Raw genomic sequence first — 21,864 nt, 5'->3', positions numbered from 1 at the left:
GATGGCAATCCTGGTAATCGCTGAGCACAGCAACGGCGCATTGGCCGGCGCCACCCTGAACACTGTCGCCGCCGCACAGAAGATCGGTGGCGAGATCGCCGTACTGGTCGCTGGTCAGAATGTCGCCGCCGTCGCCGAAGCCTCCGCCAAGGTCGCAGGTGTGAGCAAGGTACTGCTGGCCGATGACGCGGCCTATGCCAACCTGCTGCCGGAAAACGTTGCGCCGCTGATCGTCGAGCTGGCCAAGGGCTACAGCCATGTGCTGGCGCCGGCCACCACCAATGGCAAGAACTACCTGCCGCGCGTTGCTGCGCTGCTGGATGTGGACCAGATCTCCGAGATCGTCGAAGTGGTCTCCGCCGACACGTTCAAACGTCCGATCTACGCCGGTAACGCCATCGCCACCGTGCAGTCCAGCGCGCCGGTCAAGGTGATTACCGTGCGCACAACCGGTTTCGACGCGGTTGCCGCCGAGGGCGGTTCGGCTGCCATCGAATCCGTCAGTGGTGCTGGCGATGCTGGCAAGTCGGTGTTCGTCGGTGAGGAATTGGCGACGTCCGATCGTCCTGAACTGACCGCTGCGAAGATCGTCATTTCCGGTGGCCGTGGCCTGCAGAATGGCGACAACTTCAAGCACCTGTATTCCCTGGCCGACAAGCTGGGCGCCGCCGTCGGTGCTTCCCGTGCCGCCGTCGATGCCGGTTTCGTGCCGAACGACATGCAGGTCGGACAGACCGGCAAGATCGTCGCGCCGCAGTTGTATATCGCCGTGGGGATTTCCGGTGCCATCCAGCACCTGGCGGGCATGAAGGACTCCAAGGTGATCGTTGCGATCAACAAGGACGAAGATGCGCCGATCTTCCAGGTAGCCGATTACGGACTGGTCGCTGACCTATTCGAAGCCGTACCGGAGCTGGAAAAGCTCGTCTGAGCCATCCGCGCTGCGCCAGAAAGGCCGCTGCTTGCAGTGGCCTTTCTCGTTTATGGGCGGGAAAGAGTCCCGTATGCCACCTTTGCGCGTCATGTCCTGACGAGTGACGTCCCGATGATTTCCCTGCGGGACGGTCCTTGATGGGCGTAGGGTATGACGTCAGCCAAGTTACCCCTCAGGAGAGTGTGTTCATGGAAATCGTTGCAGTGCTGTTCCTCGGCCTTGTCGTTGGCCTGGTGTTCACGGGCGTCAAGATTGTCCCCCAAGGGTACGAGTGGACGGTCGAGCGCTTCGGGCGCTATACCAAGACCCTCAAGCCGGGGTTGAGCGTCATCGTGCCGGTGATGGACCGGGTCGGGCACAAGCTCAACATGATGGAGAGCGTGCTGGATATCCCGCCGCAGGAAGTCATTACTTCCGACAACGCCACGGTGAAGATCGATGCGATCTGCTTCTTCCAGGTCATCAGTTCGCCACAGGCGGCCTATGAGGTGAACAATCTCGAATACGCCATCTGCAACCTGGTCATGACCAATATCCGTACCGTGCTGGGCTCCATGGAGCTGGATGCCATGCTGGGCCAGCGCGATGCGATCAATGAGCGCCTGCTGAAGACCGTCGACGAGGCCACTGCACCCTGGGGTGTCAAGATCACCCGTATCGAGATCAAGGACATCAGCCCGCCAGCGGACCTGATGGCAGCCATGTCCGGCCAGATGAAGGCCGAGCGGATCAAGCGTGCCCAGATTCTCGAAGCTGAAGGCCTGCGTGCCGCCGCCATTCTCACCGCCGAGGGGCAGAAGCAGGGCGATATCCTCAAGGCTGAGGGCCAGCGCCAGGCGGCCTTCCTCGAAGCCGAGGCCCGTGAGCGCGCCGCCCAGGCAGAGGCGGAGGCGACCCGCATGGTCTCCGAGGCGATTGGCAAGGGCGATGTGCAGGCTGTCAATTACTTCGTCGCCCAGAAGTACATCGAGGCGCTGGGCAAGCTGGCCAGTGCCGAGAACAGCAAGGTGGTACTGATGCCGCTGGAGGCCTCGCAGGTGATCGGTGCGGTCGGCGGTATCGGTGAGATCGTCAAATCCACGTTCGGCAACAAAGGCGCCTGAGCCATGTGGGACGCTCTGCAACCCTTTACGCAATTACCCGTCCACTGGCATTGGCTGGCGATTGGCATCCTGTTGCTGATCATCGAAGTCGTGACCATGAGCCTGAATGGCTATTTCCTGTGGTTCGGGCTGGCGGCGGCAGTGGTCGCGCTTATGGCATGGCTCTGGCCGGCGATGCCCTGGACGTTGCAGATAGCCCTGTTCGGTGTGCTGGCGGTGGCGATCGGCCTGCTCTGGTGGAAGTACCAGCGCAGCCGCGCGGCGATACCGTCCGGGCAGCCGCATTTGAACCAGCGTGGCGCTGAGCTTATCGGCCGTACCTTTCCTCTCCATGAGGAAATCCAGAACGGCAAAGGCAAGATCAAGGTTGGTGACAGCCTGTGGCTGGTGATCGGGTCTGACTTGCCTGTTGGTTCGCTTGTCCGGGTTATCGGGCAGCAGGGCGTGCTGTTGCAGGTCGTCGCAGCCGAGCATGTGGGCGCGCCATGACTGTCCGCCCTGCCCATGCCTGCGAGTTCGAGGCTCTTACGGACATCTGGGAGGCTTCTGTGAGGGCCTCCCACGATTTTCTTGCGGAGGAGGACCTTCGAGAGTTGCGCCCAAGGATACTCGATGAGTGGCTACCGGCAGTGACTGTCACGGTCTTCGTCGATGCCGACGCTGGGCTCCTGGGATTCTCGGGGGTGGCGGAGGACAAGCTGGAAATGCTGTTCATCGCTCCCGAGGCGCGGGGCAAGGGTGTGGGCAGGGCGTTGCTCACTCACGCCCTATCGGTACAGTCCGTGCGGCGGGTCGACGTCAATGAGCAGAACGACCAGGCGCTGGGTTTCTATCGGCATGCCGGCTTCGAAGTGGTCGGCCGGTCGCCACTGGATGGCCAGGGCAAGCCCTATCCGCTGTTGCATCTGTGTCTGCCTGAATACGTCGTGCGGGGGCTTTGATGGCCGAAGTGATCGAGTTCGAAACCGAGCGCCTGTCGCTGCGGCAATGGTGTCCTGCTGACCGGGAGCCTTTCGCCGCGCTCAATGCGGACCCTCGGGTGATGGAGTTCTTTCCTTCTGCCCTGGCGCGTGACGAGAGCGATGCCCTGGCCGACCGTTGTCAGGCGCTCATCACTGAACGTGGCTGGGGTGTATGGGCCGTGGCGTGCAAGCGGTCGCAGGCGTTCGTGGGTTTCGTTGGCCTGCATGTCCCATCGGCAGCGCTTCCGTTTTCACCTTGTGTAGAGATCGCCTGGCGTCTCGGGTTCGCACACTGGGGCAGGGGCTTCGCCACTGAGGCGGCAGCGGCGGTGCTCCGTGTCGGTTTCGACGTGCTGCAACTGCCCGAAATCGTGTCGTTTACCGCTGTCGCCAACCAGCGCTCCAGGGCGGTCATGGAGCGTCTTGGCATGCAGGCGTCGGGTATGTTCGAGCACCCTGAAGTCCCCGAAGGCAGCCCGTTGCGTCGGCATTGCTTGTACCGCTTGCCGGCTGGGCGCGCCCAGAACCTGCCCAGCATCTGCTGTTTGTCGGGCCTGCCGCGTTAAAACAGGCTCGGAAAGCCACTTGCGTCCTCGCCTGTCTGATCGCCCTTAGAGGTCATTCTCTCCGGTCGTTGCGTCTCGCATGGCTCCAGTTCGCGAGACCTCGGATAGGTTCTCGCAAGCGGCAGGCTCAGGTGGGCATGGCGGGGCGGCAGCGCGTAATGGTGCTGCTGGGATCATTCACCCTGGGGCAGGTGGGCCTGGCTGCAATACCATTTCTGGTCGGATTGCAGCGCCTTGTCCTGCGGCACGTGTATGCCGCAGGTGGTGCAGCGCACCATGGGCTGAGTCGTCGGTTGCTCTGGCCGTGCCTGCGGTTTGCGCGTGGCACGGCGCCAGAACCAGATGATGGCGCCAATCGAGGCGGCGAAAAACAGCAGCTTGAAGAGCATGGCGTCAGTCGAACAGGCCGAAGGTCATGTAGCTCCACCAGGAGCGCTTGCTGCCTTCCTGTTCCAGGTCTTTCAGCGCCGGGCGGATTTCTTCGGGCAGGTCCTGCTCGGCGTTCTGGTACTGGCGGATCACGTCGCGGCTGGCCTGGGTGGTGTCCGGTGGCGTGATGTTGCTTTCGACCAGGCCCAGGGTGGCTTTCGACAGCCAGGTGCGCGTGTCGCTTTCCTTTTCGCGCGGAACGAACTTGCCATCGACCAGGCTGGGGTGGTCGGGGTAGTTCAGTTCGAGGGTTTTCAGGCTGGAGTCGGCGAGGTCGCTCAGGCCAAGGCGCTGGTAGGCTTCGGTCATGATCGCCAGGCCATCGCCCACGGCGGGGGTCTGCTGGAAGTTCTCGACCACGTAGCGGCCGCGGTTGGCGGCGGCGACATAGGCTTCGCGCTTGAGATAGTAGTGCGCGACGTGAACTTCGTTGGCGGCCAGCAGGTTGCGCAGGTACACCATGCGCGCCTTGGCATCCGGAGCATAACGGCTGTTGGGGTAGCGGTTGGTGAGCTGGGCAAATTCGTTGAAGGAGTCACGCGCCGCGCCGGGGTCGCGTTTGGTCATGTCCAGCGGCAGGAAGCGCGCCAGCAGGCCACGGTCCTGGTCGAAGGAGGCCAGGCCCTTGAGGTAGTAGGCGTAGTCGACGTTGGGGTGCTGCGGGTGCAGGCGGATGAAGCGCTCAGCCGAGGAGCGCGCGGCTTCCGGTTCGGCATTGCGGTAATAGGCGTAGATCAGCTCCAGTTGTGCCTGTTCGGCGAAACGGCCGAAGGGGTAACGCGACTCGAGTGCCTTGAGCTTGGTGATGGCGCTGGTATAGCTGTTGTTGTCCAGGTCTTTCTGCGCCTGCTGGTACAGTTCCGTCTCGCCCAGGTTCTCGTTGACGGTTTCATTGGATGAGCAGGCGGCGGTAAGGCCCAGGATGGCGATCAGCAGCAGGTGTTTCACTTGCATGGCGGCTTGCGTCCCTGTGACGGCTGGCTGTCTCGCGCGGAGCCGTCCTGATATGATGGGCGCCCCGAGTCCGGGGCAAAGACGCCGTATTTAAACACAAGCCCGGCTCCGAAACCAAAGGCTGAGCCAGGTGCCGTTCGCACACTGAAACGGTTCTGCTTCGGGATGGCGCGATGCTGTCGTTCCATACCCTTCCATTCTTCCGCAGGCGCCCACAGAGCATTATGTCGACGACCCATTCCCAGCCCATTCAACTCAGCGCCGAGATCCCCTTCGAACTGGGCGGGCAGCGGCTCGACCAGGTCGCGGCCCAATTGTTCTCCGACCACTCCCGCTCACGGCTGGCGAGCTGGATCAAGGAGGGGCAACTGACCGTCGATGGGCAGGTGCTGCGGCCACGGGATATCGTGCATGCCGGCTCCCTCCTGGCGTTGTCCGCCGAGCAACAGGCTCAGGGCGAGTGGCAGGCGCAGGACATTCCCCTGGATATCGTCTTCGAGGATGAGCATATCCTGGTGCTGGACAAGCCGGCCGGGCTGGTGGTCCACCCGGCTGCCGGGCACGCCGATGGCACCTTGCTCAACGCCTTGCTGCACCATGTCCCTGGTCTGATCAATGTGCCACGGGCCGGCATCGTCCATCGACTGGACAAGGACACCACCGGCCTGATGGTCGTGGCCAAGACCCTCGAAGCGCAGACGAAACTGGTCGAGCAGTTGCAGAACCGCACGGTCAGCCGCATCTACGAAGCGATCGTCATCGGCGTCATCATTACCGGCGGCACTATCAAGGCTCCCATCGGCCGACATGGCCAGCAGCGCCAGCGCATGGCGGTGGTGGAGGGCGGCAAGCCGGCCGTCTCGCATTACCGTGTGCTGGAGCGCCTGCGCTCGCATACGCATGTGCGGGTCAAGCTGGAAACCGGCCGTACACACCAGATCCGGGTGCACATGACGCACCTGGGCTATCCGCTGGTGGGCGATCCACTGTACAGCGGGCGCTTCCGCATCCCGCCCGCGGCCAACCCGACGCTGGTGCAGTCCCTGCGCGAGTTTCCCCGCCAGGCACTGCATGCGCGTTTCCTGGAACTGGATCATCCCGCCACCGGCAAGCGCATGAAGTGGGAGTCGCCGTTGCCGGATGATTTCGTCTGGCTGCTGACCCTGCTGCAACAGGACCGTGGAGCCTTCGTCGGATGAGTGGGGCCTGGATCGTGCCGGACTGGCCCGCTCCAGCCGGGGTACGCGCCTGTGTCACCACACGCGAGGGTGGTATCAGTGCGGCCCCTTTCGATGGCTTAAACCTGGGCGATCATGTTGGCGATGACGCCGGCGCGGTCGCCTGGAACCGCAGGCACCTCGAGCAGACGTTGGGCTGCCGTCCCGCCTGGCTTTCACAGGTACATTCGACCCTGGTGGTGGAGGCCGATCCGTTCCAGGTCCGCGTGGCGGATGCCAGCTTCACGACCGAGGCCGGGCTTGCGGCGGTGGTGCTGACGGCTGACTGCCTGCCCGTGCTCTTCTGCGATCGCGCCGGGACGCGGGTCGCTGCGGCCCATGCGGGCTGGCGCGGGTTGGCGGGGGGCGTGCTGGAGGAAACCGTCGCGGCGATGGCATGCGCACCAGGTGAGCTGCTGGCATGGCTCGGGCCTGCGATAGGGCCGGGTGCTTTCGAGGTTGGCGAGGAAGTGCGCGAAGCCTTCGTCAGCCAGCATGCTCTGGCGCTCGATGCCTTCTCACCCAGCGTCAATACCGGGCGTCATATGGCCGATCTCTATCGACTGGCACGCATACGCCTGGCGGCATGTGGCGTACAGGCCGTCAGCGGCGGCGGGTTCTGTACCTATAGCGATCCGCGCTTTTATTCCTATCGCCGTCAGGCAAGCACGGGGCGTTTCGCCAGTCTGGTGTGGCTCGAGCGCTGAGGCGCTTCCACGCCTTCTGCCTTGTGACTGTATCCCATGAAGATATCGGTTAATCTGACCGCCGCCCTCGGGCTTTGCCCGATGAGCGGCAGGGACAGATGCTCCCTGTCATCTTCTTCAGTCCACAGAAAAGGAAACCTCACATGGCGCAAGTCACCCTCAAGGGCAATCCGGTTCAGGTCGATGGTCAATTGCCGCAGGCCGGTCAATCTGCGCCCGCGTTCAGCCTGGTCGGCAGCGATCTGAGCGATGTCACCCTGGCCAGCCTGGCTGGTAAGCGCAAGGTGCTGAACATCTTCCCGAGCGTCGATACGCCGACCTGCGCCACCTCCGTGCGCACGTTCAATACCAAGGCCAGCCAACTGAGCAACACCCTGGTGCTGTGCATTTCGGCTGACCTGCCATTCGCCCAGGCCCGCTTCTGCGGTGCCGAAGGGTTGGAGAATGTGGTCAATCTCTCCACCCTGCGTGGTGCGGCTTTCCTCAAGGACTATGGCGTGGCCATCGCCAGCGGTCCGTTGACCGGCCTGGCCGCCAGGGCCGTGGTAGTGCTGGACGAGAACGACAAGGTGCTGCACAGCGAACTGGTCGCCGAGATCGCCAACGAGCCGGACTACGCCGCCGCACTGGCTGTGCTCTGACGGTTGCGCCAGAAGCATCCGTAGCGGGTTTACGGATGCGCCTTTTCAAGCCTGTCGCCTGAAACCTGAGGCGGTTGCTCCACCGCTTCATAGCGATACAGCTGCTGGTTGCCCGGGCTGGTCCAGGCGGTGTAGGTGCAGAGCAGTAGCAGGCAGGTGGGCAGGATGATCGTCCAGGTGCGGGCGGACAGCGGTTGTAGCGGTGTGCGCCATTGCACCAGGACCAGGCTGATCGCACAGGCACTGCTGGCCAGCAGTGCCCCTGCGATCACATCGGTCGGCCAGTGGACACCGAGGTAGACCCGCGAGCTGGCGATCACTGCTGCCGGCAGGCTGGCCAGCAGCAGCCAGGTCAGGCGCATCCTGGGTGGTTGGCCGCGCCCGGCCAGCACGCCGAGTGCCAGGAAGAAGGCAAAGGACGCCGAGCTATGGCCGCTAGGGAAGCTGAAGGTCTGCAACGGATCGATCAGGACTTCCGGGCGAGTCCGGGCAAAGAATGCCTTGAACGCAGCATTGCCCAAGGCTGTGCCGAGCAGGGTCGATCCGGCGAACAGCAATGCTCTCCATTGGCGCAACGCCAGTAGCAGGAGGCAGAGCAGGATGGCGACCAGCAACTGTGCATGAAAATCGCCGAAGCGGGTGATGACCATCATCAGGTGGTCGAGCAGCGGGTGGCGTTCATCCTGAGTCACGGCCAGCAGGCCCTGGTCGAAGGCATGGAAATGCGGCCAGCCGATGAAAAGACCCGCCAGGGCGAGCATCGCCAGCAGCGAAGACAGCACGCTGGCCCAGCGCATCTGCCGCAGGCTGCCGTGGACGATGCCGCCGATCATCACCAGCAATATCACCGCGATCACCGCCGTATCCGCCCAGAAACCTTCCGGCAGCGGCAAGTGCAGTGCCGCACCGGCGCTCCAGCCGGGCATCAAGTAGGCCACCGACCAGCCTGCCGAACTGACCAGGCTGACCAGCAGGAAGCGTATGAAGGGCATGTCCAGCATGCCCGCGGTCATCGGCAGCATCGGGCGCAGGGGGCCGATGAAGCGGCCTACCAGCAGGCTGGCCACGCCGTAGTTGGCGAAATAGTGTTCGGCGCGTATCAGCCATTGTGGGTGGTTGCGCAGGACTGGCAGGCGTTTGATGCCCTGGTGATAGCGACGGCCCAACGCGTAGGACAGCAGGTCTCCGAGCAGTCCGCCGGCATAACCCAGCAACAGGGTTTGCAGGAGTGTCAGGGCACCGCCACCGGCAAGCATGGCAATGGTGAATAACAGGACGGTCCCCGGTACCAGCAGGCCGACGATGGCCAGGCATTCGATGCAGGCGGCAACGAACAGGACGATGCCGAGCCATTCGGGGTGAGTGGCGAGCCAGGTCGTCAGGGTGTCGAGCCATTGGCCCATGTCGAGTTCCTTGTGCGATAGGTCGGTTTTCGACCGTCTGGCCATGAATGAGTTGCGCTGAACTGGCGGAGGGTGCTGTCAGTGGCGGCGGATCATGTGATCTTAAACAATTAAGTCAGTCTCGTCGGCTAGCGTAGATTGGCGTCTGTAGGCTGCCACTTTGAGTTTTAAAGTCAGTCTCGCGAGGCCGCCAACGTGGGTTTGCTCCTCGCAAAAATAATTAAGTCAGTCTCGCTTGAAGAAAAGGCGTCCGTGGGACCAGAGGCTGAACAGACACTTCAAAATCAGCAATAATCGCCTACCGCTACCAAGGAATGCGTAGACCATGGCACGAAAAACCACCTCTGTTACACCTCCGCAGCCGAAGCTGAGACTGACATCTCAAGAGATCGATCGTGGCCTTGCTCGGCTATCTGAACGAATTGCAGAGCTTCGCGCTTTTGACCTCAATACCGTCCGGGCTGGTAATACGCCCGAGCTGAAGGCTTTGGAAGTTGCCATAAAGGATAGTCTGACCAGATGCTTCGGGGAGGACACCAGCGCCTATCGCACCTACGCTGCCGCCACTGACCTCACGTATTATCCGATGATGATCACTAGCGGACAGCGGATCGATTACCACTCGCCAATTCAACGCCGGGTGCTGAACTCTATTGCTTTGCTGGAGCAAGCACAGAAAAGCTTGAAGGAGGACTTGGCAGATCTCCCAGTATCGGAGGGTGTCGAGACCGCTTCGGCCCATGAAATTAAAGCTGTGCATTCAGATCGAGTATTTGTGGTTCACGGCCATGACGAGGGAGCTAGAGAGTCGGTGGCTCGATTCCTTGAGAAACTCGGTCTTGAGCCCATCATTCTCCACGAACAGGCGAATCGTGGTCGGACCGTGATCGAGAAAATTGAAGGGCATCGAGACGTAGGATTTGCTGTGGTGCTGCTCACACCTGACGACCAAGGCTGCGTGGAGGGCGGACAGTTGGAGCCTCGTGCCAGACAGAACGTCCTGTTGGAGCTTGGCTATTTCCTAGGCTACCTAGGTCGTGACAGGGTCTGTGCACTGAAGCGTGGTCAAGTCGAAATTCCAAGCGACTTCGCAGGCGTAGTTTGGACTTCGATGAACGATGAGGGCTGGAAGCAAGCCCTGAGCCGGGAGCTCCAGGACGCTGGGTACGAAATTGATTGGAATAAGGTGATGCGCAGCTAGGCAGGCAGGACGCCTTGGCCTGAGCCTTGCTGACAAAGGTGGCCGTGGCGTGTAGCCTATGGCGGTTAGCTCCGAGACTTCGTTGGCAAATTGCCTCCCCTTGGAGACGCGTGAGAGCCCGCCCCGAAAGCGGGCTTTTTCGTATCCGCCAGCGGTAGCGCCGATCAGGTCGATCTGAGCGCGCCATGTCATATGCATAGCTCATCTAGCTCTGCCACTCTTTGAGTATTTCGGCGGTTCTGACCTCCGGAGCTTCCATAGACACACTGGCCAAGAACGAACTCCTCCGAGAGCGCTGAGATTTCCTTCTGCAGCCGCCAGTCTCACCCGTGAATCGACCCTGGTTTCCTAGACACTTTCCAAGCTTAGTAAATATTGCTTCTCAAACTCCACCGGTGGCAACTGGTTGCTGGAACCATGTCGACGCTTGGTGTTGTAGAACATCTCGATGTAATCGAACACGTCGCTACGAGCATCCTGCCTGGTGCTGTAGATCCTTCGCTTGATCCGCTCCCGTTTCAGCAGTTGGAAGAAGCTTTCTGCCACGGCATTGTCGTGGCAGTTGCCTCGCCTACTCATACTACCCAGCAAGTTGTTGGCTTTCAGAAAGCTCTGCCAGTCACCGCTGCTGAACTGACTGCCTTGGTCTGAATGGATCAGCACCTCCTGCCTTGGCTTACGTCGCCAGACCGCCATCAACAATGCATCGATAGCAAGATCACTGGTCATCTGTGGCTGCATTGACCAACCGATTACCTGTCGTGAAAACAGGTCAAGCACCACGGCCAGGTACAACCATCCTTCATAGCGGCCTGGCCGACGCCTATAACCCGTTTGCGAACGCAGCCCTTCTTGGCGCATTAGTCTGGCAACCCGGTGTTTGCCGCACGATTCTCCGAGTTCGCGTAGATCGTCATGGATTTTTCGATATCCGTAGATACCACCACTTTCCAGCCATGATTGTTTGATCAGGCCAAGCAGGTGCTGGTCATCCCGGGCGCTTGCAGACTGTGGCTCTGCAAGCCAGGCGTAGTAACCACTGGCATGGACCTCCAGAGTCAGGCACAAACGGCGAACGGAGTATTGCGCAGACAATTTATTGATGAAGGCGTACTTCAGCCGCACTCCTTGGCAAAGTACGCGGCGGCCTTCCTAAGAAACACCTTCGACAGCCTGTAGAGTGAATCCAAACTCGGCTGCTCGACGGTACAATCCTTTTACCACGCGCTCCCGATACTTCTGCTCGTAGTGATCGGCACCTGGATCCTGATAATTCATGCCGAAGCGCATCGTGTTGTAGAAGAGGATGGCGATCTTGCGAGCAGTCGCCGTCACTGCTTTGGCCTTGCCGATACGCGCAGATAAACGTCGGTAGAAAGCTCCTAATGCTGTATTTGTCTTGCCTACGGTCACCGCGGCCAAGCGCAAGTGCGCTGTAACCCGGTTTTTGGTCTTGCGCGTGTGCGCTGACAGCACCTTGCCGCCGCTGATCCGGCAACCAGGTGCCAGCGTCAGCCAAGAAGTGAAGTGATGGGCAGTACGCCAGCGACTCAGGTCAGTACCGCACTCCGCTACCAAGCGCAGCGCCAAGTAAGGGCCGATACCATGGATCTGGGTCAGGTCGACGCCGATCAGTTGATAGAGCAAGGTGCGTACGTCGAAGTTGAGCGCATTTGGCTGCCGAGTGCGGTGACGTGGTTTTGGTAGTGGCTCGCTGGGCGGGGGCTTCTGCTGGGAAAGCCGCTGCAAACTCTGAGCAATCTGCTGATCACAGATTTCGAGCTGTGCTTGATAAGCATCGTACATGGCTAACGCTTGCGCCAAAGCAAAGACATGCTCCGGCTGGTAGTTACCAACCAGAGCACTCTGGATGGTCTCAATGCTCGACTTGCAGCGGGTATCGCGCATGGCCGCCAGTGTTGCAGCGTTTCGCTCGCCGCCGACAATCGCACGGATGATCCGCATGCCAGTAGCCCCGGTAATGTCAGCGACCACATGGTGCAACTGCAAATTCATGTGGATGAGCGCCTTCTGCATGTGCTGGATATGTGCAGCAGCGTAATCGAGGTGGCGTTCCCTCAAACGTAGATAACTGCGTAACGCGGAAATCTCCCGGTCAGGATGGAAGCTGGCACGCAGCAAGCCACAGGCATGTAGGCGCTGAATCCATTGCGCATCATTAACGTCGGTTTTGCGCCCAGGAACTGCGCGGGCATCGCGCGCATTGGCCAGCACGACATGCAGACCGTGGCTTTCCAGAATCTCGTAGACCGGAATCCAATACACACCGGTCGACTCCATCGCCACAGTAGTGATCCCGAGATCAACCAGCCAATTGGCCATGCGCTCCACGTCGGCGGTAAACGCCTTGAAGGTTTGCACTGGTTCTTCAGTGATATCGGCGGGCACCGCCACGACATGGAAGCGCGAGCCGATGTCGATACCGGCTGCGCGCTCATGAATAACCGGCAGGCCATGACGCTCCGAACTGGACTTTTTCATGAGTTCCCTCCAATCACAGGAAATGCTGGACGGGGACTCGGATCAAATCACATTCCTAAACGGGGTCACGAAACGCGCCACCACTAACGGGTCCGCAGCTTCCCCTGGGTCAGGTTTTTTGACGGGGACTCAGCCTCCAAAAAGCAGACGACCACTGTCCAGCGATATCAGTGTAGTGGACGTGTTTCTAAACCAATGGGGCGCGGAGCGCCGGGGAGGCGGTTTTTTAGGATGTCCCTCTCTTCAGTAACGCGCTTGAGCTCTGCACGTAAACGACGCAATTCAGCTTGCTGGCCGTCTTCTTGGTCACGTTGCTCTTGGGATTTACTGTAGCGCCTTACCCAGGCATAGAGGCTGTGCAGGGATATACCCAAGCGAGCGGCTACCTCGGCAACAGGTAGACCTCGTTCGGTCACTTGCTTGACCGCTTCGATTTTGAATTCTTCTGGATAGCGTTGGTTGCTCATGGCACCTCCTAATGGCCCTCAGTTTAAGGCTTGGAGGTGTCTACAAAACCAGGGGCGATTCATACCCAATATTTCGAGGCACCAGAGGGGGCAGTAGAGGGGATCTCTGCTCGGAGCCCCCAAAGGCTCCAAGCGAGACAGACTTTAATATTTACGATCACATGCGCAATGGCCGCGTCAGCCGCAACTCCCGGATGGATACCATCATGTAGAATGCTCCGCTCAATCTGCATGGGAGTGGCGCCTTGCGCGAAATCGTCCTGATCAATATCACCGGGGAAGATCGTCCCGGCTTGACTGCGGCCATTACCGGGGTGCTTGCCCAGGGTGGTGTGAATATTCTCGATATCGGCCAGGCCGTGATCCATGACACGCTGTCGTTCGGCATCCTGGTGGAGATTCCGGATAACGAGCGGGCGTCGTCGGTGCTCAAGGATGTGCTGTTTATGGGCTACAAGCATGACCAGCAGGTGCGCTTCACGCCGGTCGACGAGCAGGACTACCAGCAATGGGTGGCCGGCCAGGGCAAACCACGCCATATCGTCACCCTGCTGACGCGCAAGGTGACCGCCGAGCAATTGCAGCGGGTCAGTTCCATCACCGCCAAGTATGCGTTGAACATCGACCATATCGATCGCCTGTCCGGGCGTATGCCGCTGGACATGCCGGAAGAGCACGGCAAGGGTTGCATCGAGTTCTCCGTGCGCGGCGAGCCGGCCGACACTGCGGCCTTGCGGGCTGAGTTCCTCAGTGTGGCGCAGGAGTTGAACGTCGATATCGCCTTCCAGCGCGATTCGGTGTTCCGGCGCAACCGGCGTCTGGCGGTGTTCGACATGGATTCGACGCTGATCGAGGCGGAAGTCATCGACGAACTGGCCAAGGCCGCCGGCGTGGGCGACCAGGTGGTGGAGATCACCGAGCGGGCGATGCGTGGCGAACTGGATTTTCGCTCCAGCTTCAAGGAGCGGCTGGCGCTGCTCAAGGGGCTACCGGAGGCTGCGCTACAAGAAGTCGGCGCGAGCCTGCGGTTGACCGAGGGGGCCGAAGTGCTGTTCGCCGAACTCAAGCGCCTGGGCTACAAGACGGCGATCCTTTCCGGTGGTTTCAGCTATTTCGCCCGGCAGTTGCAGGTGAAGCTGGGTATCGACTACGTGTTCGCCAATGAACTGGAAATCGTCGATGGCAAGGTCACGGGCGTGGCCGTGGAGCCTATCGTCGATGCCCAGCGCAAGGCCGACCTGCTGCGGGAGCTGGCCGAGCGCGAAGGGTTGCGGCTGGAGCAGACGATTGCTGTCGGTGATGGCGCCAACGACCTGCCGATGCTGGGGCTGGCCGGTCTTGGTGTGGCATTCCGGGCCAAGCCGCTGGTCAAGCAGTCGGCCAAGCAAGCCATTTCCACCCTCGGGCTGGATGGCATCCTCTACCTGCTGGGCTATCGGGACCGCGAAGGTTCCGACTGATCCCGGCAAGGCTCGCAGGCAGGCGAAGCCCTGCGCCAGGGTGGCCGACAAGCCGCCTGGCGCAGGGGCGTCGAGCCTGATGACCGTGACAGCCCAGGCGTGATGCCGCTGCGGTGAAAAACACGCGCTCTGCTTCGTCATATGCGAAGCGTTGGCGTGTGCCTGGCAGGTTTCATCCAGGCTGCAAAGGTGGTCTTTGCTTTTTCGAAAGCCGCGTTAGAATGCGCGCCATTGGATGCTCGATCGTTCTTGTGCGTGGTATGCGGCGGGCATTGCCATTGGATTCTGTGTGATGTGCCAGGCCTGGCTGTCACTCGTATGGGCCGGCTCCGGTGCAGTTCCGGCGGTCCGAAACCTGTTCGCTATCCGACCCGCTGATGGCGCCTGTTCTCGAATCGTCAGGCCCGCGGTGCAACGGCTGGTGAGCGGATACTGGTTTTTTGGGTGTGCACGGACGGGCCGTGGATACCAGGTTGTAACTTGCCTGCTTTGGAAAGCATGAGGTTGAGCATGAACGATGAAGAACTAGAACAAGACGATCTGGAGCTCGGGGACGAGTCCGAGGACGATGCCGATGAGGCGTTGGGTGATGCCGAGGACACCGATGACGGTGCCGACGATGATGACGAGGGCACCGACAGCGAGCGCGTGAGCGCTGCTCCGAAGAAGTCCAAGAGCAAGGCGAGCGAGCCTGAGGAAATGCCGAGCGTCGAAGCCAAGCAGCGCGAGCGCGACGAGCTGGCACGGGCCATGGAGGCCTTCCTGGCGAAAGGCGGACGTGTTCAGGAGGTCGAGCCTAACGTAGTGGCCGACCCGCCCAAGAAGCCTGAAGGAAAATACGGCAGCCGGCCCATCTGAGCCGCAGCCGACAAAGCCCGGCCCTCCATGAGGTGGCCGGGCTTTTTACTGTCTACCGGGTGCTTCAGGCTTCGAGGCGCCGGAGTGCCGTGGGAAGTTCCGCAAGGTTCGTGATCCGTGCGTCCGGCCCGCCTGTCAGCGGCCAGTCCTGTACGGCAGGGTTGAACCAGATCGCACGCATGCCGACCGCCTGTGCCCCCGCGATATCGTTGCTGGGGTCGTCGCCGATGTGCACGGCTTGGTGGGCTTCGACCCCGGCGCGGCGCAATGCTTCGCGAAAGGGGTGTGGATCGGGTTTGCCCACGCCGAACTCTTCGGCGCAGAGGGTAAAGCTGAAATAGTCACCCAGTCCCAGGCGGTGGATATCGGCATTGCCATTGGTGATGACGGCCAGGCGATAGCGCATCGCGAGCGTTTGCAGCACGGGCAGGGTGTCGTTGAAGAAGGTGATGCGGTGTCGGGCCTCCAGCATGGTCTGGAAGGCGCCTTCGGCCAGCGCCGCTGCTCGTTGGTCATCGTAGCCGGCCTCGCGCAGAAGGCCCGACAAGGACTGGCGGCGCAGGCTGCTGAGGCGGTGCTTGAGCCCGGGTTGCTGGTCCAGCAGTCGCTGGCGCACGCGGCGATAGTGCTCGATGGGCAGGGCGCCCGCTGCTGGCGCGTGCTGCTTCAGCCAGTCGCGCATGGCTTGTTCGGCCTGGAGAATAACCGGGGCGTTGTCCCATAGCGTGTCATCGAGGTCGAAGGTGAGCAGGCGGATCGTCATTTGTCCTGGTCCTCGGCTTTGCCGCTACGCCTGGCGCGTGGATGGGCCTGGTCGTAGACCTTGGATAAATGCTGGAAGTCCAGATGGGTGTAGATCTGCGTGGTGCCGATGTCGGCATGCCCGAGCAGTTCCTGGACGGCTCGCAGGTCCTGGGAGGATTCCAGCAGATGGCTGGCGAAGCTGTGCCGCAGCATGTGTGGATGCAGGTGCTGGCCCAGCGCCTGGGCACCGGCCCGGCCCACGCGCAATTGCACGGCCCGCTCACCGAGACGTACGCCCTTGCGACTGATGAACAGAGCCCCGTCCCGAGGGTTGGCCATGGCCCGCAACGGCATCCAGGCTTGCAGGGCTTCGCGCGCCTTGCGGCCGACCGGCACGACGCGCACCTTGCCGCCCTTGCCGTCGACGCGCACCAGCCCTTCGGACAGGTCGAGCTGCGGCAGGTCCAGGCCGACCAGCTCCGACAGACGCAAGCCGGATGAATAGAACAGCTCCAGCATGGCCTGGTCGCGCAGGCCAATGAAGTCATCGTCTGCGGGCGTATCCAGCAGTTGCATGGCGCGGTCGGTGTCGAGCACTTTCGGCAAGCGCTTCTCGCGCTTCGGCGGGCTGAGGCCGACGGTCGGGTCGTGTGGGCACAGGCCCTCGGCATTCAGGTAGCGGTAGAGCCCTCGCAGCGACGACAGCAGGCGCGCCAGGCTGCGGCTGGACTGGCCCTGGCGGTGCTGTTCGGCAATCAATGAGCGTACGTGGGGTGCCTTCAGGCCGCTCCAGTCCCCCAGCCCCTGGTGGGTGCAGAAGGTGGCGACCTTGAGCAGGTCGCGCCGGTACGCATCCAGGGTGTGCGGCGATACCTGGCGCACGCTGCGCAACTGTTGCAGGTAGGCTTGAACCCTGGTTTCGAGTGTCATGCTCGGGCTCCGCGAGGGTACGCCCGCGCCTCAGCGCACCTGACGCAGGGGCGAGGCGAAAGCGGGCAGGGTACGGCTGAGGACTTCGGCTATATACGTCAGGAACAGCGTGCCCATCGAGCTCTTGTAGTGCTGCGGGTCCGGGCTGCCGATGGCCAGGATGCCCAGTTGCTGCCCCAGGCAGGCCATGGCGGCCGAACCGATGCTCGAACTGTCTTCCTGGCTGAACAGGAAGCTCAACTCATGGGCGCGTAGCACGCCGCAGCGTGTCTTCTCGTCGTCCAGCAGGCCGCCGATGGCTTGTTGCGCATCGCTGCTGCTGACGCTGCGGCCGACCGGCAGTGCGGTGTCGCTGAACAGGATCAGGCTGACATAGGGCACCTGGAATTCGTGGCGCAGCCCGTCCTCGACGACGCCGACCAGCTCTTCCAGGCTGCCGGCACCGAGGATGTCCAGCACCAGGCGGCGGGTTTTCTCGAACAGACGGTCGTTGTCGCGGGCGACATCCATCAGGTGTGCCAGTCGGTTGCGCATGTCGATATTGCGCTCACGCAACAACTTGACCTGGCGCTCGACCAGTGAGACGGCGCTGCCCGGCTGGTGGGGAATCCTCAGTTCGGGGATCAGCTCGTCATGATCGACGAAGAATTCCGGATGGGCGCGCAGGTAGGCTGCGACAGCTTCGGCGTCGATGTGCTCGGGGGCTTCCCGGTTTTCACTCATAAGCGGACCTGTCCTTCATAAACGCGAACGGCGGGGCCGGTCATGATAACGGGCTGGCCAGCGCCCGCCCATTCGATGGACAGACGGCCGCCCGGCAGTTCGATCTGTACCGGAGAGTCCATCCAGCCCTGGCGGATGGCGGCGACGGCGGCGGCGCAGGCGCCGGTGCCGCAGGCCTGCGTTTCGCCAGCCCCGCGTTCCCAGACGCGCAGGCGCGCGTTGTGCCGGTCGACCACTTGCAGGAAGCCGACATTCACTCGCTGGGGGAAGCGCGGGTGCTGCTCCAGCAGCGCGCCGAGTTCGTGTACAGGTGCGCTCTCTATCGCCTCGACGCGCAGTACCGCGTGCGGGTTGCCCATCGACACGGCGGCCAACTCGACCGTGCGGCCCTGAACCTCGACCGGGTAGCTCAAGGCTTCGCGGTCGGCCTGGAAGGGAATCTCCGTCGGTTGCAGGCGCGGCGCGCCCATGTCGACACTGATCTGCCCATCGGGGCGGATGGTCAGTTCGATGACGCCGCTCTGGGTCTCGACGCGGACGGTGCGCTTGGTGGTCAGGCGCTTGTCGAGCACGAAGCGCGCGAAGCAGCGTGCGCCATTGCCGCACTGCTCCACCTCGGAACCGTCGGCGTTGAAGATCCGATAGCGGAAATCCACGTCAGGGTTGCGCGGCGGCTCGACGATCAGCAACTGGTCGAAGCCAATGCCGGTGTGCCGGTCAGCCCACTGGCGAACGTGCTTGGCCTGGATATGCGCGTGCTGGCTGACCAGGTCGATGACCATGAAGTCGTTGCCGATGCCGTGCATCTTGGTAAAACGCAAAAGCATGATCTGGGCCTCAGGCTGGCAGCAGGCTTTCGCCGGCGTACAGCTCCTGCAGGGTTTCGCGGCGACGGACTTCGAACGCCTGGTCGCCGTCCACCAGCACTTCGGCGGCGCGACCGCGGGTGTTGTAGTTGGAACTCATGACGAAACCGTAGGCACCCGCCGAGCGCACGGCCAGCAGGTCGCCCTCGGCCAGCGCCAGTTCGCGTTCCTTGGCGAGGAAGTCGCCGGTCTCGCAGATCGGCCCGACGATATCGTAGTGGCGCGCTTGCGCATCGCGCGGTTGCACCGGCACTACGTCCATCCAGGCCTGGTACAGGGCCGGGCGGATCAGGTCGTTCATCGCCGCATCGACGATGGCGAAATCCTTGTGCTCGGTGTGCTTGAGGTATTCCACGCGGGTCAGCAGGACGCCGGCATTGGCGACGATGGAGCGTCCTGGCTCGAATACCAGCCCGAGGTCGCGTCCGGCGATGCGTTCGCGCACTGCGGCGATGTAGTCGGCCGCCAGCGGTGGCTCTTCCTCGCGGTAGCGCACGCCCAGGCCGCCGCCGAGGTCCAGGTGCTGGAGGGCAATGCCCTTGCCGGCCAGTTCATCGACCAGCAGCAGTAGGCGATCCAGGGCGTCGAGGAAGGGCGGCAGGCTGGTCAGTTGCGAACCGATATGGCAGTCGACACCGACGATGCGCAGGTTCGGCAGTTCGGCGGCGCGGCCGTAGACGGCAGGGGCGTCGGCGATGGCGATGCCGAACTTGTTCTCTTTGAGACCGGTGGAAATGTAGGGGTGGGTGCCGGCATCGACGTCCGGGTTGACCCGCAACGAGATCGACGCGGTCTTGCCCAGCTCGGCGGCCACGACTTGCAGGCGCTCCAGTTCGTCGGTGGACTCGACGTTGAAGCAATGCACGCCGACCTCCAGGGCGCGGCGCATGTCCTCGCGGCTCTTGCCGACGCCGGAGAAGACGATACGGTCGGCGGCGCCACCGGCGGCCAGCACGCGCTCCAGCTCACCACGGGAGACGATGTCGAAGCCGGCGCCCAGGCGGGCCAGCAGGTTCAGCACGCCCAGGTTGGAGTTGGCCTTGACGGCGAAGCAGACAAGATGGGGGATGCCGGCCAGCGCGTCGGCATAGGCCCGGTATTGCGCCTCGATGTGGGCGCGGGAGTAGACATAGGTCGGTGTGCCGAAGCGTTGTGCTACTGCGGACAGCGCCACACCTTCCGCGAAGAGCTGGCCGTCGCGGTACGAAAAGGCTTCCATGAAAAGTCCCTTGCTCAGAGTTCGAAACGGTCTTTGGAGCGCTCTTTGACGGCTTTCTCGTCATCGGGCAGATACAGTGGGCCTTTCTGGCCACAGGCGCTCAGCATGGAAGCCAGTACGGCGAGTGCGACGAAGGGAAGCAGGAAACGCTTCATGGATAGATAATCCTTGGCAAATCGAGTGTCGGCAGTATACCCAGCGTCCATGGGCTTGCCTATGAAGCCGGGGCTGGCCGGCTTGCTTATTTGATCGGCTGTGATAGTGTCTTTCGCAGGTCACCAAACCCCGCCTTCGGGCGGGGTTTTGTTTTTTTCGCCCCGGATAATCATCAGGAGACAAGCCGATCCCATGAGCAGCACACCAGCGATCATCATTACCCAAATCGATTTGCAGCGCCTCGAGCGACTGCTCGATAGCCTGGATGAGTATGGCCCGGCGGCCGAGGCGCTCGAACAGGAGTTGTCCCGTGCCCAGGTCGTGACGCCCAGCGAGATGCCTGCCGGTGTAGTGACCATGAATTCTCGGGTGCATTGCCGCGACGAGGGTGCCGGGAAGGACTATCACCTGACCCTGGTCTATCCGCCGCAAGCGGGCAAGGAAGGCACTGTCTCTGTACTGGCTCCGGTGGGCACGGCCCTGCTGGGTCTCAGCGTCGGGCAGCACATCGACTGGCCCACGCCGAGCGGCAAGGTCATCAAGCTGGCCCTGCTGGCCGTCGAGTACCAGCCCGAGGCGGCTGGTGATCTCGAACTCTGAGTCACCCGTCCGGCACATCGATTGCCGGACGCCCCAGGAGTGCGCCATGCGCACCTGAACCATCAGCGCCATCATCCCCGGCGCGCACGGCGCACCCTGCATTCGGCTACAGCGTATCGAGGAAACTGCGCAGTGCGCGCAGTTCTTCCGCATCCAGTCCAAGCACATGCAGGCGCTCGGATGTCTGTGGAAACAGCGGGTCATTCTCCATGCCCGGTGCCGGTTTCGGCCTGGGCATGCCGACGTTGTAGAAGTTGAGCACGCCCGTCAGTTCGCGGAACAAGCCGTTGTGTATCCAGGGGCCGGTACGGCTGACCAGGCGCAGTGACGGCGTGCGGAAGCGCCCGACATCCTCGGCCTTGCCGGTCACCTCATAGCGCCCCAGGTCCTGGTACTTGCGTCCGTAGTAGGTCATGCCGGCGTTATGGAACTGGTCGTCGCTCATGGATGGGCCGAAATGGCATGTCATGCAGCGGGCACTGGTGCGGAACAGGTGCAGGCCGTGCAGTTGCTGGTCGCTCAGTGCATCACTGCGGCCATTGAGGAAGCGTTCGAAGCGTGTGGCGCGGGCCACCCTGACCAGGGTGCGCTGGTAGGTGGCCAGTGCGGCGGCGATCTGCTGCCCATTCAGCGGCGCGTCGCCGAAGGCCTCGGCGAACAGGTTGGGGTAGTCCTCGCTGGCGCGTAGACGCTGGACCAGTTCTTCCGTGCTGAAGGCCATTTCCAGCGGGTCGGCCACCGGCATCAGGGCCTGGCTTTCCAGTGGTCCACCACGGCCATCCCAGAACAGGTGCTCGCTGAAGCCGCTCATGACCACGCTGGGCGAGTTGCGGCGCCCGGCGGCGCGGTCGTGACCGAAGGACACCCGACGGCCATCGGCGAACGCCAGGTCTGGTTCGTGGCAGGAAGCACAGGCGATCTGCCCGGAGCGCGACAGGCGTGGGTCGAAGAACAGTTTTTCGCCCAGGCTGGCCTTGGCTTCGCTGAAGGGATTGTGCGCTGGCGAGGGGGCACGTTCAGGCAACGGGCCGAGTTCGGTCCACTGCACATCGGCATCGACGTGCGGGGTGGGCCAGTGCTCCGGGGCCTGTGCGTAGGCCTTGCGCAGGCAGGTGTAGCCTGCTGCATCCGGCGGGCTGGTGAGTCGTTGCAGGCAGTCCGCCTGGGCCAGCCAGGGCGCTGCCAGCAGTAATAGGGTTATCAGGCTTTTCATGGTTTCTGG

The 21,864-nt window shown here is 62.3% G+C and carries 23 protein-coding genes and 2 pseudogenes; 12 read left to right on the top strand and 13 right to left on the bottom strand.

What is annotated here, in order from left to right; genetic code table 11:
- The first annotated feature begins 1 nt into the window (after window position 1).
- From HW090_RS07320 to HW090_RS07300, 5 genes are all read left to right on the top strand, one after another.
- Window positions 2–931, top strand: coding sequence for an electron transfer flavoprotein subunit alpha/FixB family protein (locus HW090_RS07320; RefSeq protein ID WP_179112892.1), 930 nt, complete (start codon window positions 2–4; stop codon window positions 929–931).
- A 191-nt stretch (window positions 932–1,122) separates the two neighbouring features.
- Window positions 1,123–2,037, top strand: coding sequence for an SPFH domain-containing protein (locus HW090_RS07315; protein ID WP_179112891.1), 915 nt, complete (start codon window positions 1,123–1,125; stop codon window positions 2,035–2,037).
- A 3-nt stretch (window positions 2,038–2,040) separates the two neighbouring features.
- The gene (locus tag HW090_RS07310; protein ID WP_179112890.1) at window positions 2,041–2,526 is read left to right on the top strand and encodes an NfeD family protein; all 486 of its coding nucleotides are present in this window, start codon (window positions 2,041–2,043) and stop codon (window positions 2,524–2,526) included.
- A complete protein-coding gene (locus HW090_RS07305; protein WP_179112889.1) occupies window positions 2,523–2,978 on the top strand; it encodes an acetyltransferase in 456 nt (151 codons plus the stop codon). The genes HW090_RS07310 and HW090_RS07305 overlap by 4 nt, the downstream gene beginning before the upstream one ends.
- On the top strand, window positions 2,978–3,565 hold the full coding sequence (locus HW090_RS07300) for a GNAT family N-acetyltransferase (RefSeq protein WP_179112888.1): 588 nt from the start codon (window positions 2,978–2,980) through the stop codon (window positions 3,563–3,565). Before HW090_RS07305 ends, HW090_RS07300 begins: the two co-directional genes overlap by 1 nt.
- A 173-nt stretch (window positions 3,566–3,738) precedes the next feature.
- On the opposite strand, the gene HW090_RS07295 is transcribed toward HW090_RS07300, so the two are convergent.
- Window positions 3,739–3,954: a PP0621 family protein gene (locus HW090_RS07295; RefSeq protein WP_179112887.1), complete on the bottom strand. Its 216-nt coding sequence runs from the start codon at window positions 3,952–3,954 to the stop codon at window positions 3,739–3,741.
- A 4-nt stretch (window positions 3,955–3,958) separates the two neighbouring features.
- Window positions 3,959–4,948, bottom strand: coding sequence for an outer membrane protein assembly factor BamD (locus tag HW090_RS07290; RefSeq protein WP_179112886.1), 990 nt, complete (start codon window positions 4,946–4,948; stop codon window positions 3,959–3,961).
- A gap of 224 nt (window positions 4,949–5,172) precedes the next feature.
- Between HW090_RS07290 and rluD the strand changes: the two genes are divergently transcribed.
- The 3 genes from rluD to tpx all read left to right on the top strand — a co-directional run bounded on the left by rluD (window position 5,173) and on the right by tpx (window position 7,513).
- Window positions 5,173–6,147: a 23S rRNA pseudouridine(1911/1915/1917) synthase RluD gene (rluD, locus tag HW090_RS07285; RefSeq protein WP_179112885.1), complete on the top strand. Its 975-nt coding sequence runs from the start codon at window positions 5,173–5,175 to the stop codon at window positions 6,145–6,147.
- The gene (gene pgeF / locus HW090_RS07280) at window positions 6,144–6,872 is read left to right on the top strand and encodes a peptidoglycan editing factor PgeF (RefSeq protein WP_179112884.1); all 729 of its coding nucleotides are present in this window, start codon (window positions 6,144–6,146) and stop codon (window positions 6,870–6,872) included. Before rluD ends, pgeF begins: the two co-directional genes overlap by 4 nt.
- Window positions 6,873–7,015: 143 nt before the next feature.
- On the top strand, window positions 7,016–7,513 hold the full coding sequence (gene tpx, locus HW090_RS07275; RefSeq protein ID WP_179112883.1) for a thiol peroxidase: 498 nt from the start codon (window positions 7,016–7,018) through the stop codon (window positions 7,511–7,513).
- A gap of 29 nt (window positions 7,514–7,542) precedes the next feature.
- Here tpx and HW090_RS07270 read toward each other — a convergent pair whose 3' ends face one another.
- Window positions 7,543–8,916, bottom strand: coding sequence for a bifunctional DedA family/phosphatase PAP2 family protein (locus HW090_RS07270; RefSeq protein ID WP_179112882.1), 1,374 nt, complete (start codon window positions 8,914–8,916; stop codon window positions 7,543–7,545).
- Between the two features lie 325 nt (window positions 8,917–9,241).
- Between HW090_RS07270 and HW090_RS07265 the strand changes: the two genes are divergently transcribed.
- Window positions 9,242–10,117 (top strand): TIR domain-containing protein, encoded by an 876-nt coding sequence (locus HW090_RS07265; RefSeq protein ID WP_179112881.1) that lies wholly within the window; start codon window positions 9,242–9,244, stop codon window positions 10,115–10,117.
- A gap of 348 nt (window positions 10,118–10,465) precedes the next feature.
- On the opposite strand, the pseudogene HW090_RS07260 reads toward HW090_RS07265, so the two are convergent.
- The 3 genes and pseudogenes from HW090_RS07260 to HW090_RS07250 form a co-directional block, all read right to left on the bottom strand.
- Window positions 10,466–11,269, bottom strand: a pseudogene (locus HW090_RS07260) (IS3 family transposase); the annotation flags it as partial.
- Window positions 11,270–12,619 carry an IS110 family transposase gene (locus tag HW090_RS07255; RefSeq protein ID WP_179112880.1) on the bottom strand — a complete coding sequence of 450 codons (1,350 nt, stop codon included), beginning with the start codon at window positions 12,617–12,619 and terminating at the stop codon, window positions 11,270–11,272. It abuts the pseudogene before it with no gap.
- A gap of 224 nt (window positions 12,620–12,843) precedes the next feature.
- A pseudogene (locus HW090_RS07250) lies at window positions 12,844–13,086 on the bottom strand (transposase); the annotation flags it as partial.
- Between the two features lie 245 nt (window positions 13,087–13,331).
- Between HW090_RS07250 and serB the strand changes: the two are divergent.
- Together serB and sutA are read left to right on the top strand one after the other, a co-directional pair.
- The gene (gene serB / locus HW090_RS07245) at window positions 13,332–14,546 is read left to right on the top strand and encodes a phosphoserine phosphatase SerB (RefSeq protein ID WP_179112879.1); all 1,215 of its coding nucleotides are present in this window, start codon (window positions 13,332–13,334) and stop codon (window positions 14,544–14,546) included.
- Between the two features lie 510 nt (window positions 14,547–15,056).
- A complete protein-coding gene (gene sutA, locus HW090_RS07240) occupies window positions 15,057–15,404 on the top strand; it encodes a transcriptional regulator SutA (RefSeq protein WP_179112878.1) in 348 nt (115 codons plus the stop codon).
- Window positions 15,405–15,468: 64 nt separating this feature from the next.
- On the opposite strand, the gene HW090_RS07235 is transcribed toward sutA, so the two are convergent.
- From HW090_RS07235 to HW090_RS07210, 6 genes are read right to left on the bottom strand one after another with little or no spacing between them, the layout of a single operon-like run.
- A complete protein-coding gene (locus HW090_RS07235) occupies window positions 15,469–16,167 on the bottom strand; it encodes an HAD family hydrolase (protein ID WP_179112877.1) in 699 nt (232 codons plus the stop codon).
- The gene (gene xerC / locus HW090_RS07230) at window positions 16,164–17,078 is read right to left on the bottom strand and encodes a tyrosine recombinase XerC (protein WP_179112876.1); all 915 of its coding nucleotides are present in this window, start codon (window positions 17,076–17,078) and stop codon (window positions 16,164–16,166) included. The genes HW090_RS07235 and xerC overlap by 4 nt, the downstream gene beginning before the upstream one ends.
- Before the next feature lie 30 nt (window positions 17,079–17,108).
- The gene (locus HW090_RS07225; protein WP_179112875.1) at window positions 17,109–17,801 is read right to left on the bottom strand and encodes a DUF484 family protein; all 693 of its coding nucleotides are present in this window, start codon (window positions 17,799–17,801) and stop codon (window positions 17,109–17,111) included.
- Entirely contained in the window at window positions 17,798–18,628 is an 831-nt protein-coding gene (gene dapF / locus HW090_RS07220) for a diaminopimelate epimerase (RefSeq protein ID WP_179112874.1), read from the bottom strand. Before dapF ends, HW090_RS07225 begins: the two co-directional genes overlap by 4 nt.
- A gap of 10 nt (window positions 18,629–18,638) precedes the next feature.
- Window positions 18,639–19,886, bottom strand: a complete 1,248-nt coding sequence (lysA, locus tag HW090_RS07215) for a diaminopimelate decarboxylase (RefSeq protein ID WP_179112873.1) — start codon at window positions 19,884–19,886, stop codon at window positions 18,639–18,641.
- A gap of 14 nt (window positions 19,887–19,900) precedes the next feature.
- The gene (locus tag HW090_RS07210) at window positions 19,901–20,041 is read right to left on the bottom strand and encodes a lipoprotein (RefSeq protein WP_179112872.1); all 141 of its coding nucleotides are present in this window, start codon (window positions 20,039–20,041) and stop codon (window positions 19,901–19,903) included.
- Window positions 20,042–20,234: 193 nt separating this feature from the next.
- Here HW090_RS07210 and rnk point away from each other — a divergent pair, with 193 nt between their 5' ends.
- Complete coding sequence (rnk, locus tag HW090_RS07205; protein WP_179112871.1) at window positions 20,235–20,642, top strand: nucleoside diphosphate kinase regulator; 408 nt, start codon at window positions 20,235–20,237, stop codon at window positions 20,640–20,642.
- Between the two features lie 106 nt (window positions 20,643–20,748).
- On the opposite strand, the gene HW090_RS07200 is transcribed toward rnk, so the two are convergent.
- On the bottom strand, window positions 20,749–21,855 hold the full coding sequence (locus HW090_RS07200) for a cytochrome-c peroxidase (protein WP_179112870.1): 1,107 nt from the start codon (window positions 21,853–21,855) through the stop codon (window positions 20,749–20,751).
- Window positions 21,856–21,864 lie beyond the last annotated feature (9 nt).

Source organism: Pseudomonas sp. ABC1, from assembly GCF_013395055.1.
GTDB lineage: Bacteria > Pseudomonadota > Gammaproteobacteria > Pseudomonadales > Pseudomonadaceae > Stutzerimonas.
This window is presented reverse-complemented; position numbering and strand designations above follow the sequence as displayed.

What these genes read in the sequence shown, in the direction of transcription:
- HW090_RS07270 (WP_179112882.1), bottom strand. Translation starts at nt 8,916, where the DNA reads ATGGGCCAATGGCTCGACACCCTGACGACCTGGCTCGCCACTCACCCC.
- HW090_RS07295 (WP_179112887.1), bottom strand. Translation starts at nt 3,954, where the DNA reads ATGCTCTTCAAGCTGCTGTTTTTCGCCGCCTCGATTGGCGCCATCATC.
- sutA (WP_179112878.1), top strand. Translation starts at nt 15,057, where the DNA reads ATGAACGATGAAGAACTAGAACAAGACGATCTGGAGCTCGGGGACGAG.
- HW090_RS07320 (WP_179112892.1), top strand. Translation starts at nt 2, where the DNA reads ATGGCAATCCTGGTAATCGCTGAGCACAGCAACGGCGCATTGGCCGGC.
- HW090_RS07210 (WP_179112872.1), bottom strand. Translation starts at nt 20,041, where the DNA reads ATGAAGCGTTTCCTGCTTCCCTTCGTCGCACTCGCCGTACTGGCTTCC.
- HW090_RS07265 (WP_179112881.1), top strand. Translation starts at nt 9,242, where the DNA reads ATGGCACGAAAAACCACCTCTGTTACACCTCCGCAGCCGAAGCTGAGA.
- tpx (WP_179112883.1), top strand. Translation starts at nt 7,016, where the DNA reads ATGGCGCAAGTCACCCTCAAGGGCAATCCGGTTCAGGTCGATGGTCAA.
- rluD (WP_179112885.1), top strand. Translation starts at nt 5,173, where the DNA reads ATGTCGACGACCCATTCCCAGCCCATTCAACTCAGCGCCGAGATCCCC.
- HW090_RS07255 (WP_179112880.1), bottom strand. Translation starts at nt 12,619, where the DNA reads ATGAAAAAGTCCAGTTCGGAGCGTCATGGCCTGCCGGTTATTCATGAG.
- lysA (WP_179112873.1), bottom strand. Translation starts at nt 19,886, where the DNA reads ATGGAAGCCTTTTCGTACCGCGACGGCCAGCTCTTCGCGGAAGGTGTG.
- HW090_RS07300 (WP_179112888.1), top strand. Translation starts at nt 2,978, where the DNA reads ATGGCCGAAGTGATCGAGTTCGAAACCGAGCGCCTGTCGCTGCGGCAA.
- pgeF (WP_179112884.1), top strand. Translation starts at nt 6,144, where the DNA reads ATGAGTGGGGCCTGGATCGTGCCGGACTGGCCCGCTCCAGCCGGGGTA.
- HW090_RS07310 (WP_179112890.1), top strand. Translation starts at nt 2,041, where the DNA reads ATGTGGGACGCTCTGCAACCCTTTACGCAATTACCCGTCCACTGGCAT.
- HW090_RS07200 (WP_179112870.1), bottom strand. Translation starts at nt 21,855, where the DNA reads ATGAAAAGCCTGATAACCCTATTACTGCTGGCAGCGCCCTGGCTGGCC.
- HW090_RS07225 (WP_179112875.1), bottom strand. Translation starts at nt 17,801, where the DNA reads ATGAGTGAAAACCGGGAAGCCCCCGAGCACATCGACGCCGAAGCTGTC.
- HW090_RS07290 (WP_179112886.1), bottom strand. Translation starts at nt 4,948, where the DNA reads ATGCAAGTGAAACACCTGCTGCTGATCGCCATCCTGGGCCTTACCGCC.
- xerC (WP_179112876.1), bottom strand. Translation starts at nt 17,078, where the DNA reads ATGACACTCGAAACCAGGGTTCAAGCCTACCTGCAACAGTTGCGCAGC.
- HW090_RS07305 (WP_179112889.1), top strand. Translation starts at nt 2,523, where the DNA reads ATGACTGTCCGCCCTGCCCATGCCTGCGAGTTCGAGGCTCTTACGGAC.
- HW090_RS07315 (WP_179112891.1), top strand. Translation starts at nt 1,123, where the DNA reads ATGGAAATCGTTGCAGTGCTGTTCCTCGGCCTTGTCGTTGGCCTGGTG.
- rnk (WP_179112871.1), top strand. Translation starts at nt 20,235, where the DNA reads ATGAGCAGCACACCAGCGATCATCATTACCCAAATCGATTTGCAGCGC.
- dapF (WP_179112874.1), bottom strand. Translation starts at nt 18,628, where the DNA reads ATGCTTTTGCGTTTTACCAAGATGCACGGCATCGGCAACGACTTCATG.
- HW090_RS07235 (WP_179112877.1), bottom strand. Translation starts at nt 16,167, where the DNA reads ATGACGATCCGCCTGCTCACCTTCGACCTCGATGACACGCTATGGGAC.